The following is a 17,893-nucleotide window of genomic DNA, read 5'->3' on the forward strand; positions in this document are numbered from 1 at the left end:
GCATTATTCCAGACCCCCGCACCCTAAACCTTTGCGAAACGCTCAAATGTCTTTGCATTCGACCGCCGCGCCCGATTCGGCCCGCTTCATCGACACTGCGCATCTGGAGCGTCTTTCCGCCCATCTCGGCTCCAACTACGAAACCCGGGTTACCGATGCCTCGCCGCCGCTGGACGGGCGTTTCGGCGTCGAAACCCTGACCGGCGGGCTGGTGCTGCGCCATGCCAGCGTGCGCAATCGCCAGGACATGTGCGCACGTGCGCAGCTGCGGCCCGGGCTGAAGCTGATCATCGTGCTCGATGGCGAAGTCGACGTACGTTTCGGCGGGCGTGCCCTGCCGCTCGCAGCCGATGGCCCCTGTGCCTACGCGCTGCATCTGCACGAAACCACCGCTTTCGAACGGCGCGCACGGGCGAACACCCATGAGCAAAGCCTGACCCTGACCGTGCCCTACGCCTGGCTGCGCGCCCGCCTGGCCGACCACGACGCATCGCGTAGCGGCGCGCGCCTGATCGAGACCCCGCATCTGACCTTGCAGCCCTGGCAACCGGGGGCCGCACTGATCGCCAGTGCGCAATCGCTGATGGCCTCGGAAAGCGTCGGCCTGGCGCACCGCCTGCACTGTGAAAGTCTGGCACTGACCCTGGTCGCCGACGCGCTGCCGGTGTTGCTCGACAGCCCGACCACCGACGCGCCGCCCAAGCCGATCGACACCCGCCGGCTCCGACGCATGCGCGAACTGGTGGATCGGCCGCCATCCGCTTTGCTCAGCGTGGATGCGCTGGCACGCGAAGCCGGCATGAGCCGCAGCAGCCTGCAGCGCCATTTTCGTATCTGCTACGGCATGAGCGTGCAGAAATTCATGCGCGCCCGGCGGCTGCAGGCGGCCGATCGCGCACTGCGCGAAGAGGGCGCCAGCGTGGCCCATGCCGCCGAACTGGCCGGTTACAGCAGCGCTGCAAACTTTGCGACCGCCTATCGTCGCGTCTATGGCATCGCGCCGAGTGAACGTTCTCGGCGGGGCGCCGCGCCGACACCATAATCCCCTGCCGCGGTTGACCGCGGGCGACCGGTAACATTATTCCAACGCACGACTAACGCTTTGCTCCGTCGATTGCGCTAGGCTGGTCGAAAATTACGGGTTGAAACGTACCGGTCGCGCCAGCATCTGACTGATTGCGAACGTAATCGGACGCCCGACAACCGACATTGCGACAACACAATCGGTACGCCAATAGGGGGCTTGCGCATGGATACTCGAGTCATGGATCACGCCCACGGCTATGGACTGGTCAGCCGGTTCTTTCACTGGACGATGGCGCTGCTTCTGGTCTGGCAGGTGATCTCGGCGGCGTTGCATTATTTTTTCGACGATACACCGATCACCGATTTCTTCTTCAGCCTGCATTTCTCCAACGGTCTGCTGATTCTGATCCTGGCTTTCCTGCGCGGCCTTTGGGGGCTGATCAATCTCTCCCGGCGGCCCGCGCACACGGGTGCGCTGGAACGCACGGCCGCGCTGGGGCACGTCGCGATGTATTCCTTGCTGATCGCGGTGCCAGTCGTCGCCATCATCCGGGCCTATGGCAGTACCCACGGCTTTTCCGCGTTCGGCGTGGAGATCTTTGCCGGCATGGAAAACAAGATCGAATGGATGTCGAATCTGGGTAACCAGTGGCACGGCTTGCTGGGCTGGATTCTGTTCGCCCTGATCGGCGGCCATATCGTCATGGCCTTCGTGCATACCCAGGGTTTTCAGCAGAATCTTATCGCACGCATGACCAAGGGCGACGACCGGCTGTAAGCGAAGCCGGCTGTACCGATCGGTCGGCCGCTGACTGGCGGATCAAGCGGCGCGCGTTTGTAGCGCCCGCCAGTCGGGCGGGCGATGCGCGCGGGCGATCGCGGCCACTGCCTGGATGCCGGATGCCGGTTGCGTCGATAATGCCGCAGCTGGTCCCCGGGGATGGAGACGATCTTGGATATCGCGATGCTTTTCGTTGCCGCACTCGCGGCCGGCGCAATCAATGCGCTGGCTGGCGGCGGCAGCTTCATCACCCTGCCGGCCCTGCTGTTTCACGGCTTGCCCCCCACCGTGGCCAATGCCACCAGCGCAACGGCCGTGCTGCCGGGCTATGCGACCACGCTGTTTCGCTTTCGTCGCGATGTCGCACCGCCAGCCACATTGTCGCTGCTGGCGATGGTGGCAATTGCTGCCGCCGGCGGTGTGACGGGCGCGTCGCTTTTGTTGCTCACCGGCGATCGCGCGTTTTCGGCCATCGTGCCCTGGCTGATGGGCGTGGCCACGCTCATTTTCGCGGCCGCCCCCTGGCTCAAGCAACGCATGGCCGAGCGCGAAGCCAGCACGCCGGTGGCGGCCATCGCGCTCTATATCGCCTGTACCTATGGCGGCTATTTCAACGGCGGTGTCGGCATTATCGTGATCGCCCTGCTCGGGCTGCTGGGCCAGACACGCCTGCTGACATCGGTAGCGATGAAGGCCGTCATGTCGGCCACGCTGACCACGATCTCGGTATCGGTGTATGCGATTTTCGGACTTATCGACTGGCCGCTGGCAGCGCTCATGGCCAGCGGCGCCATGCTCGGCGGCTGGATCGGCGCGGCGTTTGGCTATCGTATCGCCCCGCGCTGGCACCGAATCGGTATCGTGGTCATCGGCTCGATCATGACCGTGCTCATGTTCCTGCGTGGGTGACTGATTCTTTCGCGTGTAACGCACCGCATTGGGGCCAGGCGTTACCCTGTGGTCATCGTTCTCTTTCAGCGTGAAAATCATGGATAAAGTCATGCTCGTCACCGGCGGCAGCCGGGGCATCGGTGCGGCCACCTGTCTGATGGCGGCCAAATACGGCTATGCCGTGGCGGTGAACTACCACAGCAATCAGGAGGCCGCGGATGCGATCGTCAAGGCGATCGAGAAAGACGGTGGCAAGGCCATCGCCATTCAGGCCGACGTCGCCAACGAACAGGACGTGGTGCGCCTGTTCGCCACTGTCGATGACGAACTGGGGCGGATCACCGCGCTCGTGAACAACGCCGGTATCGTCGATCAGCCGTCGAAGGTGGCCGACATGTCCGCCGAGCGCGTGGCGCGGATGATGTCGGTGAACGTGGTGGGCCCGTTCTTGTGTGCACGCGAGGCGATCCGTCGCATGGGCACGTCCTACGGTGGCCCGGGCGGTGCGATCGTCAACGTATCGTCGGCGGCCAGCCATGCCGCGGGTGGCGGCGGTGCCGGCACGTACATCGACTACGGCGCCTCCAAGGGCGCGATCGATACGCTCACCGAAGGCCTGGCCAAGGAAGTCGCGGCCGATCAGATCCGTGTGAACGCGGTACGCCCGGGCGTGGTGGATACCGAAATCCATGCCAGCGGGGGCCTGCCGGACAAGCCGGAGCAGGCGAAATCGTCGATTCCGCTCGGCCGGGTCGGTCAGCCGGAGGATATCGCCGAGGCGATTCTCTATCTCGCTGAAGCCAAATTCACCACCGGCGCGTTTCTGGACGTGGACGGCGGCGTCTGAGCGCGCGCCTACGCGTCCCGTGAGCGGACCCGGTGTCGCGGGCACGTACCTGCCCGTGGCGCCGGGTTCTGCCAGCCTATTTACTACGCGTGGCCTTGCGCCAGAAGCGTATCCGCGGCAGATCCTGGTGAATATCTTCGGCCTGGCCGGCAATGCTTTCGATCTGCCCGCCCAGCGCCTCCAGAAAGAAGGCAATCCGGAACACGGTGAGCACGAACTCCAGCAGCACGCGAATACTCACCACCAGCGCCACGAACATCGCCGGGCCCAGCAGACACAGCCATACCAGCCCGCTGACCCAGGACTGTTGAAACGCCCAGAAGATCACGTACACGGTCGCCAGCCCCGACAAAAGCTGGCCGAGCGTATAGATGGTGGGCACCATCTGGGTGGTGATCACCGTGGTGAACTGGCGATCGAACAGCCCGGATAGCAGGCTGCCCCCATCGTTGCGCATTTCGTGAAGTCGTTTCATAACCTTCCTTGCTAGGGCCTGTCGTCGCGAGATAAGCCATTGCATTGCCCGTGACGACAGGCCCCAAACCTCGTGCCGCGTGCGGTGGCCGCACGCATGCGTATGAGACCGATGCTAGCCCTGTTTGTTGCATCGCAGCAAACTTGACGGCTCGCTGTTCGCCCCGTCCCCGCAATCGATCAGCTAGACTGACCGCGCGGCCAGCTGGCCACCCATTCGTTGAGGAGCTTTCATGCGACGCCTTGCCCGCCCCGTAGTCGCCGTCGGCCTGCTGCTGGCCACATTGCCGTTGGCGCTTGCCGCGGCTGCCCAGCAATGGCCGGCCCCGATTCGCAATATCCAGGACAAGGGCGTGACCATCGTCGAAGCCTTCGACGCCCCCGGCGGCATGACCGGCTATGCCGCCCGTGCCGGCAATCGCCCGCTCACGCTGTATCTCACCCCCGATGGCAACCACGTGATCATCGGTCCGATGCTGGATGCCGAGGGCAACAACCTCAGCCAGGACATCCTCGACGCCACCATCACCCAGCCCGATATCCAGAGCGCCTGGCCGGCCCTCGAAGATGCCAACTGGGTCGCCGACGGCGACGACGACGCCAAGCGCGTGATCTACGTGTTCACCGACCCGAACTGCCCCTATTGCCACAAGTTCTACGAAATCGCCCGGCCCTGGGTAGAAGCCGGCACGGTGCAGTTGCGCCATATCCCGGTGGGCATTCTCAAGCCCAGCAGCACTGGCAAGGCCGCCGCAATTCTGGGCGCGGATGATCCCAGCGCCGCCCTGGCGCGCCACGAAGACAACTACAGCCGCGGCGGTATCGAGCCGTTGGACGACATGCCGGGCGAGCTGCGCCAGCAGGTCGCGGCGAACAACATGCTGATGTCGTCACTGGGCATCCAGGGCACGCCCGGGCTGGTCTATCGCAATAGCGACGGCAAGATCGGGATCAAGCAGGGCGTACCCCAGGGCGCGCTGCGCGAAGACATCCTCGGCCCGAAAAAGTAGCCTGAAAACCCGCGGCTACCCAGCGGGTTTCCGACGCACGAGCGGCACTCTCGCGGCAAACGGTTGTCTGTAGCCTGCAACCAACTGCCAGCATAAAGAACGAGGGTCCCATGCCGCATGTACGCCAACTGCTGCTCCTGTGTCTTTTTGCGGTCGTCGCGCCCGCAATGGCCGCGCCCGCCGCGCAGGACAATGCCGTACGCCGGGCTACGCTCGACAACGGCCTGCAGGTGATCGTGGTGCCCGATCGGCTCGCGCCGACAGTCACCACGATGATGAATTACGACGTCGGCTCGCGCGACGCGCCGGACGGCTTTCCGGGCATGGCCCATGCACAGGAACACATGATGTTTCGCGGCACGGACGATCTGTCGGCCGCACAGATTTCGGCGATCGCCGCGGCCATGGGCGGCCATTTCAATGCCGATACCCAGGATGAAGTCACCCGCTACTACTTCACCGTACCCGCGCAGTATCTCGACGTAGCACTGCACCTGCACGCCGATCGCATGCGCTCGGTGGCCGACGAACAAAGCGCCTGGGAAAAAGAGCGCGGGGCGATCGAACAGGAAGTCGCCCGCGATCTGTCCAGCCCGGACTATGTCGCCTATACCCGCCTGCGCCAACAACTGTTCGCGGGCACGCCCTACGCCCACGACGCACTCGGCACCAAGGCCTCGTTCGACAAGACCACCGGCGCCATGCTCAAGGCCTTTCACGAGCGCTGGTATACGCCGTCCAATGCCACGCTGATCGTCACCGGCGATATCGACGCCAAGCAAACACTGGCCACCGTACGCCGGCTGTTCGGCGATATTCCGTCGCACGACGTACCCGACACGGCGCCCGTGGATTTATCCCCGGTCGACGCCAAGCCCATCCGGATGGCCACCGATGCCGGCTATGGTCTGGCCTATCTGGCATTTCGCACCCCGGGCACGAACCAGCCGCAGGACTATGCCGCCGCGCGCGTGCTCGCCGCGATTCTCAACAATCCGCGCGGCGCGCTGTATAGCCAGCTGGTGCCCACCGGCAAGAGCCTGGGCACCCAGTTCGCCCTGGATGGTCTGCGCGACGCCGGTATTGGCTATGCCGCTGCGGCCTTCCCCAAGGGCGCCGACAGCGATGCGCTGGCCAAGCAGATGCAAAAGATTCTTGCCGATATCGCCAGGAACGGGGTCAGCGCCGAACAGGTCGAAGCCGCCAAACGTGGGCTGGCCACCGAAAACGCGGCCGAGCGCGACTCCATCCCCGGCCTGGCACGGCAATGGTCGCAGGCCGTGGCGATCCAGGGCCTGGCCTCGCCGGATGCCGAACTGGCCGCGATTCGCGGCGTGGATGCCAAGGCGGTCAACCGTATCGCCCGGCAGATGCTTGCCCCCGACCAGAGCGTGCTGACCATACTCACCCCCGAAGGCTCGGGCGCGCCCTCGTCCGGCGGTGGTTTCGGCGGCGGCGAATCCTTCGCGCCCAGCCATGCGGCTGACGTGAAACTGCCCGACTGGGCCGCCAAACCCCTGGCCACGATCGAAACGCCGACGCCCCGCGTCTCGCCGCAACAAAGCACGCTGGCCAACGGCATGCGCCTGATCGTGGTACCGACCGCGGCCACCCATGCCGTGCATGTCTACGGCCGGATTCGTAACGAACCCGACCTGCAGACGCCGGCCGGCAAGGAAGGCGTGGACGCCGTGCTGTCCAGTCTGCTCGATTACGGCACGGACAAACACGATCGCCTGGCCTATGAAGCCGCGCTGGATGATATCGGCGCCCAGGCCAGCGCCGGCACCAATTTCTCGCTGACCGTACTGCCGCAGCATTTCGACCGTGGCCTGGAACTGCTGGCCGAAAACGAACTCACCCCGGCCCTGCCCAAGGATGCGTTCAAGGTCGTCCAGGCCCAGACCGCCGGCGCGGTGGCCGGCCAGATCGCCAGTCCGGATTTCGCTGCCGGCCAGGCCCTCAAGGGCGCGCTCTATCCGAAAAAGGACCCGAGCCTGCGCCATGCCACGCCGCAATCGGTGAACAGCCTTTCGTATGGCGATGTCACCGATTACTACCAAAAGACCTTCCGGCCCGATCTGACCACGCTGGTGGTGGTCGGCGATGTGGACCCGGCCCAGGTTCGCAAGGCCGTCGAACACCGTTTCGGCGCCTGGCAGGCCAAGGGCGACACACCGAATGTGGATTTGCCGCCAGTGCCCGCCAACAAGGCCGCGACCATCCACGTGCCCGACAGCGCGCGTGTGCAGGACACGGTACAGCTGGCCGAAACGCTCGATCTGCATCCCAGCGATACGGCCTATCACGCCCTCGAGCTGGGCAACCAGGTACTTACCGGCGGCTTTTATGCCAGCCGGCTCTATCGCGAACTGCGGGCCGAGCGGGGCCTGGTGTACTACATTCATTCCGGCCTGCACGCCGACCGCACGCGCAGCCAGCTGGCGTTCGAATACGGCAGCCAGCCGGACAAGGTCGCCGAAGCCAATCGGCTGATTGCCGATGCGCTGGCCGATATGGCCAAGGCGCCGGTCTCGGCCACCGAATTGCACCGCGCGCGCGCCGGGCTTATCCGCCAGGTGCCGCTGGGCGAAGCTGGCGCGAATGCCATCGGCATGGGCCTGCTCTCGCGTATCGAACAGGGCGTGCCGCTGGATGAACCCTATCGCGCCGCCCAGGCCTATCAGTCGCTGGATGCGAAAGCCGTGCAGGCCGCCTTCAAACGCTGGATACGCCCCGACGCGCTGGTACACGTCATTCAGGGGCCGGCGCCGAAGTCGTAACAAGCCCGTTTTTTTAAAGCCTCGGCAACCGAAGACGAATCGCGGTTGCCGGCTTGTGCGGCGCAGTTTGGGTATCATCCGTGCTGCCATATGTATACGCCAGCGACCACGCCCGGCAGTACGGCGGTGGTCACGTTAGACTGAGGCCAGTACCGCCAGCCTCGGGACTTACCCGCTCACGACCTTTCGGAGAGTGCATGCGAATCGGACTGTTCGTCCCCTGTTTCATCGATGCCTTCTATCCCGGCGTGGGTGTGGCCACGCTGGAACTGCTGGAACGCTTCGATTGCGATGTCGATTACCCGTTCGACCAGACCTGCTGCGGCCAGCCGATGGTCAACTCGGGCTGCCACGACGAAGCACGGGCCACCGAAGCGCTGTTCGTTAAGAACTTCGCGAAATACGACCTGATCGTCGCGCCCTCCGGTTCCTGCGTGCACCAGATCCGCGACAACCTCACCGCCATCGAGCAAACGCCCGAGGTAAAACACGTGCGCGAAAACACGCTCGAACTGGTGGAATTCCTGCACGACGTGCTCAAGGTGGAGGCCTTTCCCTGGGCGCGTTTCGAGCATCGCGTGGGCTATCACGACTCCTGCAACACGCTGCGCAACCTCGGCCACGGCAAGCCCAGCGAACTGCACGGCGAGTATTTCTCCAAGCCGCGGGCTCTGCTGGAAAAGGTCGCCGGCATCGAGCTGGTCTCCATCGACCGCCCGGACGAATGCTGCGGCTTTGGCGGCACCTTTTCGGTGACCGAGCCGGAAGTCTCTACCCGGATGGGCCAGGACAAGATCGCCGATCACGGCCGTAACGGCGCCGAATACATCGTCTCCGCCGATTCATCCTGTCTGATGCACCAGTCCGGCTGTGCCGCCCGCATCGGCGCGCCGATCCGCTTCAAGCACATCGCCGAAATTCTCAACGGGGCAAGCCAATGAGCGGCAACGAACCCAATCCCGCGGCCACCATGGCACGCGCCACACCCGAACCCCAGCCACGCCCGGCGAAGGCCGCCGACGGCAAGCGCGTGGACCATGCACGCTCGGCCAAGCAGTTTCTGAACGCACCGGAACACGCCAAATCGCACGACACCCGCGTATGGGCCATGCGCACCAAGCGCGACAAGCAGGCCCATACGATCGAGGAGTGGGAAGAGCTGCGCCAGCTGGCAAGCGACATCAAAACGCATACGCTCACCCACCTCGACACCTATCTCGAGCAGTTCGAAGCCAACGCCAAGGCCAACGGCATTCACGTGCACTGGGCGAAAGACGGCGCCGAGCACAACCGCATCATCCACGAGATCTTCACCGATCACGGCGTGAAGAGCGTGATCAAGGCGAAGTCCATGCTCATGGAAGAGTGCGGCTTTCGGCATTACATGGACGGCGTGGGCATCGAGATCGTGGAAACCGATCTGGGCGAGCGCATCCAGCAGCTCGACGGCGAGGACCCCAGCCATATCGTGGTGCCGCCCGTACACAAGATGCGTTCGGACGTGGCGCGCCTGTTCGCCGACAAGCTCGGCTCCGATCCCGAGAACGACGATGCCCACTATCTGGCCGGCGCCCAGCGCGATGCCACCCGCCCGCTGATCCTCGACGCCGATGCCGGCATGACCGGGGCCAACTTCGCCGTAGCCGAAACCGGCGGCTTCGTGGTCTGTACCAACGAAGGCAACGCCGATCTGTCGGCCAACGTGCCCAACCTGCACGTGGCCTCTATCGGCATCGAAAAACTCGTGCCGCGCGTGGAAGACATGGGCGTGTTCATTCGTCTGCTGTCGCGCTCGGCCCTGGGCTCGCCCATTACCCAGTACACCTCGCATTTTCGCGGCCCCAAGCAGGGCGGCGAGATGCATGTTGTGCTGGTCGACAACGGCCGCTCCAAGCGGCTGGGCATGGAGAAGTTCTGGTCGTCGCTCAAGTGCATCCGCTGCGGCGCCTGCATGAACACCTGCCCGGTGTACCGGCGTTCCGGCGGGCTGAGCTACGGCGCGACCTATGCCGGCCCGCTGGGGCTGATCCTCAACCCCACCTTCGACGCCCACCGCTATTCCAATCTGCCGTTTGCCTCCACGCTCAACGGCAGCTGCACGAATGTGTGCCCGGTCAAGATCAATATCCACGAACAGATATTCGGCTGGCGCCAGGTGCTGGCCGAGAACGGCCACCTGCCGTGGACGAAGAAAACCGGGCTCGCCGCGGCCGGCAAGGTACTGGCCAGCCCGAAGGGCTATCGGGCCGCCATCAAGACCACCAACTCCGCGCTAAAGCATTTGCCGCGCTGGGCGATCTACAACCGCATGAACGCCTGGGGTGAGGGCCGCGAAATGCCCAGCCCGCCCGACAACGGCACCTTCCACGACTGGTACAAGCGCCATCGTCTCAACCGGGATGGCGCAAGCCGCAACACCCCGGAGAACTAACGCCATGGCCCACGACACCCAGAGATTGCCTGCCGAAAACGCCATTCTGGAAGCATGGCACGACAACGCCGCCGCCTGGGTGCATTCCATTCATCAGCACGGCATCGCCAGCCGCCGCACCACCGACCGCGCCATCGTGGATACGGTGCTCGCCTGCGAGCCCGAGCGCGTGCTCGATATCGGCTGCGGCGAAGGCTGGCTGCTGCGCGCACTGGCCGCCGAAGACATCGCCTGCACCGGCATCGATGCCGTGCCCGAGCTCATCGAAGCCGCACGCGAGAAGGGCGTCAACCCCAACGTCGAACTCAAGGTCTGTGCCTACGAAGACCTGGCCGACGCCGAGTTCGACGAACCCTTCGATATGGCCGTCTGCAATTTCTCCCTGCTCGGCGAAGACAGCGTGGACGATGCCCTGGACGGCGCGGCCCGTGCGGTGGTGCCCGGCGGGCTGCTGGTCATCCAGACGCTACACCCGCTCACCGCCTGCGGCGACCGGCCCTATATCGACGGCTGGCGCAGTGCCAGCGGTGCCTGCCTGGGCAGCGGCTTCCAGGACGACGCCCCCTGGTATTTTCGAACCCTCGGGCGCTGGCTGGAACTCGTCAACAGCGGCGACTGGCATCTGGCCGCGGTTGAGGAACCGCTCGACGACAACCACTATCTGCCGGCCTCGCTGATACTCATCGCCACCCGACGGCTGGACGACGACCCGGAGCTTTAACCCATGAGCAGCCGCGACGACATCCTCGGCGCCGTTCGCAGCCCCAAACCCGGCCTCGACGCCCCCGCGCCCACGGTGCCCAACTACGACGATAACTACCCGCAGGAACGCGCCGGCCTCGTCGACCTGTTCGCCGAACGCCTCACCACGATGGGCGGCACCTGGCATGCGCTCAGCGACGGCCAGGGCATCGACGACGCGATGCAGCAGGCGCTGGCCGAAAAGCTCGGCAAACCGTTCGCCGACGCCGTGATCGTATCCAACGTGGCTGAAGTCGCCGGCAACCGAACGATCAACGAAAACGACGACCCCGCCAGCGTCCACGACGTGGACATCGCCGTGCTGCGCGCACGCTTCGGCGTGGCCGAAACCGGCAGCGTGTGCTTCACCGAAGACGAACTCACGGTGAACGCGATCGCCTACCTCGCCCAGCATCTAGTCGTTTTGATCGACCCGGCCGAAATCGTCACCAACCTGCACCGCGCCTACCAACGCGACGATTTCGTCAACGCAAACTACACCGTCTTCCATACCGGCCCCTCGGCCACCGCGGATATCGAAGGCGTGCTTGTGCGCGGGGCGCAGGGGGTGCGGTCTTTGACGATTATTCCAGTGTCAGCGAAACCGGCCTGAGCCCGAGCGGCACGGCATCCGAATCGTCACCGCATGATGTACGATTGAGCCATCTGCCGAATGGATGTCGCTCATGCGTACGACGATCAATCTCGATGATGCATTACTCGCCGAGGCGCAACGCCTGACCGGCCTTTCAGAGCGCACCGCACTCGTACGCGAAGCGCTCTCGGCGTTGATCCAACGGGAAAGTGCGCAGCGCCTGGCACGTCTCGGCGGCAGCGAACCGCAATTGAATAACCCGCCACGCCGCCGCTCTGAACCCGCGTGATTCTTGTCGATACTTCAATCTGGATCGATCATTTTCGACATGGCGACGCGGCCCTGGCCTCGCGTCTGAACAGCAACGAAATCTGTAGCCACCCGATGGTGCTCGGCGAACTGGCCTGCGGGCACTTCAAGGCACGCCGCGAAATATTCGCGCTGCTCGATGCACTACCCTCGGCACCAGTCGCCACGCACACCGAAGCGCGCGACTTCATTGAGCGGCACGCGCTGATGGGCCGGGGCATCGGCTTCGTGGACGTACACCTGCTCGCGGCGGCGGCACTCATGGGTAATGGTTGCTTATGGACGAGAGACAAACGCCTCGCGCGAACGGCAGACGAACTGAACCTTACGATAGATCCGGTTGGCGGTTGGTGAGCGCTGCTGCGTACTCAACGCAGCCCTGAGCGCGCTTATCGCCGGGAGTTCGACACGCGCGGCCAACTATTCATATCGAGGCCTCTGCGCGCGCCTCTTGCAACGCCTTCAGCGTGCGCCCGTTTTCATCCTTCCAGCAGACACGGCCATTCGCACTGCCGCCAACCAACACACCGGCCGCCAGCGAAGGCGAATTGAAGCGAAAATCCTGGGTGAATCGAAGCCCCTGGCCGTCACGCACCAGCACACCGCGATCCTGCAACTGCTGGCGCAAATCCCGCATGTGTTCGTGGATCGAGCCAGTTTCGTCGATACGTGCGGTCGAACCTTCCATTACGACGAACCCATCGGCCACTTCGCGGCCACGCGCCTGGGCGCCGCGTTCCTTCAAGTACAGCGCCACCGGCTCAGGCTGACTGGGCGTTGGTTCCGCCCGTGCCTGGCCAGCCGCGGACTCGAACGCATCAATACCCAACACGGGGAAGATCACCAGCATTTCGTCCAGAAACCATTCCGCATCGGCCCGATCGGCTTCGGACAGCGGCGGCACACCCGGCGTCGTGCCATTTTCCACCGCCCATTGATTGGCGCGCTTGGCCAGCTCAATCAGGCGGGATTCCAGATAACGCACATGCGCCTTGTTCAAACCCTCGTTGGTGCTGGTGAATGCCACCGCGCGGGTCCAGAACTCCTTGCCGGCCACATGCTGCTTGAGCCGCTCGCCCAGCACATCGGCCTCGCCCACATACAAACGTGGCGTGCCGTCCTCTGCTGGACCGGTGAGTACATAAACACCCGGCCGTCGCAGCTCATCACGCGCAAGCGCATGACCGATCTCCGAGCGGCTCACCACGACGGCCCAGCCGGTCCAGTTGGATTTTTCCACCACGCGCAGGCCGTCCGGCGTGCCGTCGGCCAGAAAGATACGGATTGAGGTTGGTCGCGACTGTGTCATGGCGTCCTGGTATCGATGCACGAGGCGATGCCCAGCCTAGCGCGAACCCCTATCAACGCGCGCGCGAATCGCTGACCGCGGACAGGATATCGGACGTAGAGGCTTTCGTTTTCACACCGGGCACGTCGAACGGCGACATCTTTTCGACGGGCTCAGCGAGCAGAGACACGAAGCCATCGCGCAGACGAACCATTTCGTGTTTCACCAGCCTCCAACACCCGCTCATCTTTCGCCATGTCGAATTCATGAACAGCCTTTCCACTCTCCACGCTTTGTTCAAGCCAGCGAACAGCGCATCATCCGCCAGCGCTTTGAGACCGCTCAAATAGTCGACACATCGATCGTCAGAGCGGCTTCATTCGCAGATCGCACGAAATAATCCTGACCTCAGACGTTTGGCGCCTCGCGCTCGATGCGTCAGATTACTAGACTAGCCGACCATTCTTTAGCGACCAACCGCGTAGCAGACGCGCGGTCGGTTATTTGCGTCCCAATACGAGGGCACCGCGGTTGAATATTCAGGCGCACGATCAACTCAAGAGCGCGATCTGGGAGATCGCGAACCGTCTACGCGGCCCGTACCGGCCGCCGCAGTACCGGCTGGTCATGTTGCCGATGGTGGTGCTGCGACGGCTCGACTGCGTTGTAGAAGAGCGCAAAGCGCACGTACTGGCCGCCCACGAACGACTCAAGGGCCAGAATCACGATCACGATACGCTGGTTAAACTGCTCGGGCGCGCGGCGGACCCCAAGCGCAAACAAGCGCTTTACAACATCAGCCCGTATACCTTCGAAAAGCTCCTCGGCGATCCGGACAATATCGCGTCGAACCTGGTCGCCTATATCAACGGCTTCTCCCCGATCGCGCGCGACATTTTCGAACGGTTCGGTTTTACCGAGCAGATCGAAAAGCTCGACAACAGCAATCGCCTGTTCACCATCGTGAAAGAGATGGCGGCCCTCGACCTGCACCCAGAGCGCATCGACAGCCTGCAAATGGGCTATCTGTTCGAGCACTTGGTGATGCGCTTCAACGAGCAGGCCAACGAAGAAGCCGGCGACCATTTTACGCCGCGCGAAGTTATCCGCCTCATGGCGAATCTCGTGTATACCGGCGAGCAGGACGTCTACACGCCGGGCATCTATCGCACCATCTACGATCCTGCCTGCGGTACGGGCGGCATGCTCTCGGAATCCGAGAAATTCATCTACGCCCAGAACGAGGACGCGAACCTCGCGCTCTTCGGCCAGGAGTACAACCCGGAATCCTGGGCGATCTGCTGTGCCGACATGCTCATCAAGGATGAGGAAACAAGCAATATCGTCCTCGGCGATACGCTCGGCGACGGCAAGACCAAAGACGGCTTTGAAGGCGAACAATTCCACTACATGCTCGCCAACCCGCCGTTCGGCGTGGAATGGAAAGACCAGAAAAGCGGCGTCGAACGCGAGCACAAGACGCATGGCTTCAACGGCCGCTTTGGTGCGGGCCTGCCGCCGATTAACGACGGCTCGCTGCTGTTTCTTCAGCACATGATTTCGAAGATGCACGCGGCGCCCAAGGACGGCGGCGAAGGCTCGCGCATCGCGGTCGTATTCAACGGCTCGCCGTTGTTCTCCGGCGATGCCGGCTCGGGTCCGTCCAACATCCGCCGCTGGATCATCGAAAACGACTGGCTGGATGCGATCGTCGCACTGCCCGATCAGCTGTTCTACAACACCGGCATCTATACCTATATTTGGCTGGTCTCGAACCGCAAGCCGGAAGAACGCCGTGGCGAGGTACAGCTCATCGACGGCACGCGTTTTTTCCAGCGCATGAAGAAAAGCCTGAACAACAAGCGCCACGAAATCGGCGACGACCAGATCGACGACCTTACGCGCATCTATGGGCGCTATCAGGACGGCGAAACGGCCGACGTCATAATCGGCGGCGAAACCGAAAACCGCGTCGTCTCGCGGATATTCAAGAACCACGAATTCGGCTTTCTGAAGGTCACCGTCGAACGGCCTTTGCGAATGAACTTCGAGGCCACACCCGAGCGCATCGCCCGGCTCGACGAACAGACCGCCTTCGCCAACCTGGCGCAATCCAAGAAACGCAAGGATAAAGCCGCCGCAGCCCAGGAGATCGCCGCCGGTGAAGCGTTGCAGGCCGATATTCGCGCCCTCCTTACTGGCCTCGAAGCAGACGGTCGATATATGGATCGCGCGGTATTCGAGCACGACTTGAAACAGGCAGCGCAAAAAGCCGACGTGAAACTAGCCGCCCCGATCAAGAAAGCGATCTTCAGCGCGCTCGGCGAACGCGATCCGGACGCCGAAATCTGCCACGACGGCAAGGGGCGTCCGGAGCCGGATAGCGAACTCCGGGATACCGAAAACATTCCGCTGCCGCGTGACACGACGCTACCGCTGCCGATGGGCTTCGGGCCGGACAAGCCGAATGACGAACTAGTCGAGGCCTTTAAGGGCGATATCGACGCCTACATGGCGCGCGAAGTCTTGCCGCACGTACCGGACGCCTGGGTGGATTACGGAAAAACGAAAGTTGGTTACGAGATTCCGATCAACCGGCATTTCTATGTGTACAAGCCGCCGCGGCCGCTCGATGAAATCGAAGCCGACATCACGAAACTGGAAGACGAGATCTCGAGTCTGCTCGATGGCTTGGTGACATGAACGACGAAGCGCCACCTTCTGACATCCCAACCCAAAGACGGCTTCGCTTTGACATGCGGGCCAACCCTGTCAAGTCACAGCTAGACCTGCCACCCGAAACCGAAGTGTCCTTCGTCTCGATGGATGCGGTCGGCATACTGGGCGGCTTGCGCCTTGACGAAATTAGACCGCTTGCGGATGTTTACGACGGATATACCTATTTTGCCGATGGTGATGTCTGCGTAGCGAAGATCACTCCATGTTTCGAGAATGGCAAAGGCGCACTTGCAAACGGCCTGACCAACGGCATCGCTTTCGGTACAACGGAACTGCACGTATTACGGCCTGGCCCGGCGCTCGACGCCAAGTTTCTGTTTTACCTCACCATGTCGCACGAGTTCCGCTCGCGCGGCGAATCCGAAATGCTCGGCGCCGGCGGACAAAAGCGCGTGCCTGAAGCATTTTTGAAGAACTGGTCGCCCGTTCTTCCGCCTGTCCAAGACCAGCGGCGGATCACGCAGTTCCTCGACGAAAAAACGTCTCGCATCGACGCGCTGATCGAAAAGAAGCGCGTGCTTCTTGATCGGCTGGCCGAAAGACGCCAAGCGCTGATTACGCAGTCTGTTACTAAAGGGCTAGACCCCGACGCTTCCTTCAAGCCATCTGGCATTGATTGGTTAGGTTCGATACCAGCGCATTGGAGATTAAAAGGCCTAACAAAATGTACGACGAGAGTCGATTACAGAGGAGCTACGCCGCCCAAATCTTCGTCAGGAAAGTTCCTCGTAACGGCCAAAAACATTAAGAATGGCGAAATAGACTACGATATTTCCCAGGAGTTCATTTCAGATGAAGACTACGAACACGCGATGCGGCGAGGAAAGCCCAAACTAACCGAAGTCTTGTTAACAACCGAAGCTCCTTTGGGCGAAGTAGCGTGCGTCGATCACGAAGACATCGCGCTCGCTCAACGCGTAATTAAGTTCGCTACATCTTCAGGTGAGCTTTCTAATAGCTATTTAGCCTACTGGATGCTTTCTTGCCCATTTCAGCGAGATCTACTTAGTCGCGCCACTGGTTCAACAGCCGTGGGTATTAAAGCAGGCAAGATCGTAGACCTAAAGTGTCTATTGCCGCCGATTGGCGAGCAGCTGGAGATAACCAAATATCTAGATAGCAAATTGCAAACCCATCAAACGGTTACCGAAACGATAGGTAAATCTATTAAGAACCTGCAGGAGTATCGAACCGCGCTCGTGACGACCGCGGTAACAGGAAACTCCGAATCATTCGATGCATCTAATTTACTTTGACGAAAACAAATACAGCGAAGCCAATCCGTTTTTCACGATTGGCGGCGTGCTGGTGCCCGAAGCGAAGGTGCTGGAACTCGATGAGACGCTGACCAAGATTCAGTCGAATTTCTTTGGCAGCAGCCATCCGACAACCCAGAACGAGTTCCATGGCAAGGAGATGTTCCACGGCAAAGGCCCGTTCAAGGGCCGCAAGCTGGCGGAACGCGTGCAGCTATTCGATTATCTGGCCACATTCCTCGTGGATAACGCGATCCCGATCCAGTTGATCCATATCGACGTAAATCGTCATCGCAGCAAATACACCTATCCGGAGCCAGAATATCGGCTCGGGCTGATGCTGTTTCTGGAACGCGCCTGCGACTATCTGGATTCGGTTGACGATCTGGGTATTGCTTTCGGCGACTACGAGCAGGACGAAGTCGCTCGCTCAGTGGTCGACTTCTCCGAGTACAAAACCTCGGGCAAGACGCCGATGCACTACGGCCGCCCGCTGGGGCGACTCGTGGATACGGTGTACTTCACACAATCGCACCATAGCCGGTTTCTGCAACTGGCCGATGTGGTGGTGTATATGGCGGGGCGTTATCTACAACAGGCCGAGGCGCCCGAAAAATGGCACGATGCCAGGGTCTGGGAGATATGGGAAAAGATAAAGGCCAGTGCGGATATGCATATCCAGCACTGGCCTTGATGCTCGGAACGACTAGACCGCGTGGGTT

The 17,893-nt window shown here is 62.3% G+C and carries 18 protein-coding genes; 15 read left to right on the forward strand and 3 right to left on the reverse strand.

Annotated features, from left to right (window positions below; genetic code table 11):
- Positions 1-46: 46 nt before the first annotated feature.
- The 4 genes from T5B8_RS01460 to T5B8_RS01475 all read left to right on the forward strand — a co-directional run bounded on the left by T5B8_RS01460 (position 47) and on the right by T5B8_RS01475 (position 3,545).
- A complete protein-coding gene (locus T5B8_RS01460; protein WP_353175584.1) occupies positions 47-1,042 on the forward strand; it encodes a helix-turn-helix transcriptional regulator in 996 nt (331 codons plus the stop codon).
- Between the two features lie 207 nt (positions 1,043-1,249).
- Complete coding sequence (locus T5B8_RS01465) at positions 1,250-1,804, forward strand: cytochrome b (RefSeq protein WP_353175586.1); 555 nt, start codon at positions 1,250-1,252, stop codon at positions 1,802-1,804.
- 186 nt (positions 1,805-1,990) lie between these two features.
- Positions 1,991-2,716, forward strand: a complete 726-nt coding sequence (locus T5B8_RS01470) for a sulfite exporter TauE/SafE family protein (RefSeq protein ID WP_353175588.1) — start codon at positions 1,991-1,993, stop codon at positions 2,714-2,716.
- Between the two features lie 79 nt (positions 2,717-2,795).
- On the forward strand, positions 2,796-3,545 hold the full coding sequence (locus tag T5B8_RS01475; RefSeq protein ID WP_353175590.1) for an SDR family oxidoreductase: 750 nt from the start codon (positions 2,796-2,798) through the stop codon (positions 3,543-3,545).
- Positions 3,546-3,621: 76 nt separating this feature from the next.
- Here the strand turns inward: T5B8_RS01475 and T5B8_RS01480 are convergent, their stop codons facing one another.
- Entirely contained in the window at positions 3,622-4,020 is a 399-nt protein-coding gene (locus tag T5B8_RS01480; RefSeq protein ID WP_353175591.1) for a DUF4282 domain-containing protein, read from the reverse strand.
- Positions 4,021-4,252: 232 nt separating this feature from the next.
- Between T5B8_RS01480 and dsbG the strand changes: the two genes are divergently transcribed.
- The 8 genes from dsbG to T5B8_RS01520 all read left to right on the forward strand — a co-directional run bounded on the left by dsbG (position 4,253) and on the right by T5B8_RS01520 (position 12,242).
- Entirely contained in the window at positions 4,253-5,029 is a 777-nt protein-coding gene (gene dsbG / locus T5B8_RS01485; RefSeq protein WP_353175592.1) for a thiol:disulfide interchange protein DsbG, read from the forward strand.
- A gap of 110 nt (positions 5,030-5,139) precedes the next feature.
- On the forward strand, positions 5,140-7,812 hold the full coding sequence (locus T5B8_RS01490; RefSeq protein WP_353175594.1) for a M16 family metallopeptidase: 2,673 nt from the start codon (positions 5,140-5,142) through the stop codon (positions 7,810-7,812).
- Positions 7,813-8,009: 197 nt separating this feature from the next.
- Positions 8,010-8,753 carry a (Fe-S)-binding protein gene (locus T5B8_RS01495; protein WP_353175596.1) on the forward strand — a complete coding sequence of 248 codons (744 nt, stop codon included), beginning with the start codon at positions 8,010-8,012 and terminating at the stop codon, positions 8,751-8,753.
- Positions 8,750-10,243, forward strand: coding sequence for a lactate utilization protein B (locus T5B8_RS01500; RefSeq protein ID WP_353175598.1), 1,494 nt, complete (start codon positions 8,750-8,752; stop codon positions 10,241-10,243). Before T5B8_RS01495 ends, T5B8_RS01500 begins: the two co-directional genes overlap by 4 nt.
- A 4-nt stretch (positions 10,244-10,247) precedes the next feature.
- Entirely contained in the window at positions 10,248-10,964 is a 717-nt protein-coding gene (locus tag T5B8_RS01505) for a class I SAM-dependent methyltransferase (protein WP_353175599.1), read from the forward strand.
- 3 nt (positions 10,965-10,967) lie between these two features.
- A complete protein-coding gene (locus T5B8_RS01510) occupies positions 10,968-11,597 on the forward strand; it encodes a LutC/YkgG family protein (RefSeq protein WP_353175601.1) in 630 nt (209 codons plus the stop codon).
- A gap of 73 nt (positions 11,598-11,670) precedes the next feature.
- On the forward strand, positions 11,671-11,868 hold the full coding sequence (locus T5B8_RS01515) for a type II toxin-antitoxin system VapB family antitoxin (RefSeq protein WP_353175603.1): 198 nt from the start codon (positions 11,671-11,673) through the stop codon (positions 11,866-11,868).
- On the forward strand, positions 11,865-12,242 hold the full coding sequence (locus tag T5B8_RS01520) for a type II toxin-antitoxin system VapC family toxin (RefSeq protein ID WP_353175605.1): 378 nt from the start codon (positions 11,865-11,867) through the stop codon (positions 12,240-12,242). The genes T5B8_RS01515 and T5B8_RS01520 overlap by 4 nt, the downstream gene beginning before the upstream one ends.
- A 70-nt stretch (positions 12,243-12,312) precedes the next feature.
- Here the strand turns inward: T5B8_RS01520 and T5B8_RS01525 are convergent, their stop codons facing one another.
- Entirely contained in the window at positions 12,313-13,197 is an 885-nt protein-coding gene (locus tag T5B8_RS01525; RefSeq protein ID WP_353175606.1) for a GIY-YIG nuclease family protein, read from the reverse strand.
- 52 nt (positions 13,198-13,249) lie between these two features.
- A complete protein-coding gene (locus T5B8_RS01530; protein WP_353175607.1) occupies positions 13,250-13,522 on the reverse strand; it encodes a hypothetical protein in 273 nt (90 codons plus the stop codon).
- A 185-nt stretch (positions 13,523-13,707) separates the two neighbouring features.
- Between T5B8_RS01530 and T5B8_RS01535 the strand changes: the two genes are divergently transcribed.
- From T5B8_RS01535 to T5B8_RS01545, 3 genes are read left to right on the forward strand one after another with little or no spacing between them, the layout of a single operon-like run.
- The gene (locus tag T5B8_RS01535; RefSeq protein ID WP_353175609.1) at positions 13,708-15,879 is read left to right on the forward strand and encodes a type I restriction-modification system subunit M; all 2,172 of its coding nucleotides are present in this window, start codon (positions 13,708-13,710) and stop codon (positions 15,877-15,879) included.
- Positions 15,876-17,171 (forward strand): restriction endonuclease subunit S, encoded by a 1,296-nt coding sequence (locus T5B8_RS01540; protein ID WP_353175610.1) that lies wholly within the window; start codon positions 15,876-15,878, stop codon positions 17,169-17,171. The genes T5B8_RS01535 and T5B8_RS01540 overlap by 4 nt, the downstream gene beginning before the upstream one ends.
- Entirely contained in the window at positions 17,152-17,865 is a 714-nt protein-coding gene (locus tag T5B8_RS01545) for a DUF3800 domain-containing protein (RefSeq protein WP_353175612.1), read from the forward strand. Before T5B8_RS01540 ends, T5B8_RS01545 begins: the two co-directional genes overlap by 20 nt.
- The last annotated feature ends 28 nt before the right edge of the window (positions 17,866-17,893 follow it).

This window comes from Salinisphaera sp. T5B8 (assembly GCF_040361255.1).
In the GTDB taxonomy this organism is placed as follows: Bacteria; Pseudomonadota; Gammaproteobacteria; order Nevskiales; family Salinisphaeraceae; genus Salinisphaera.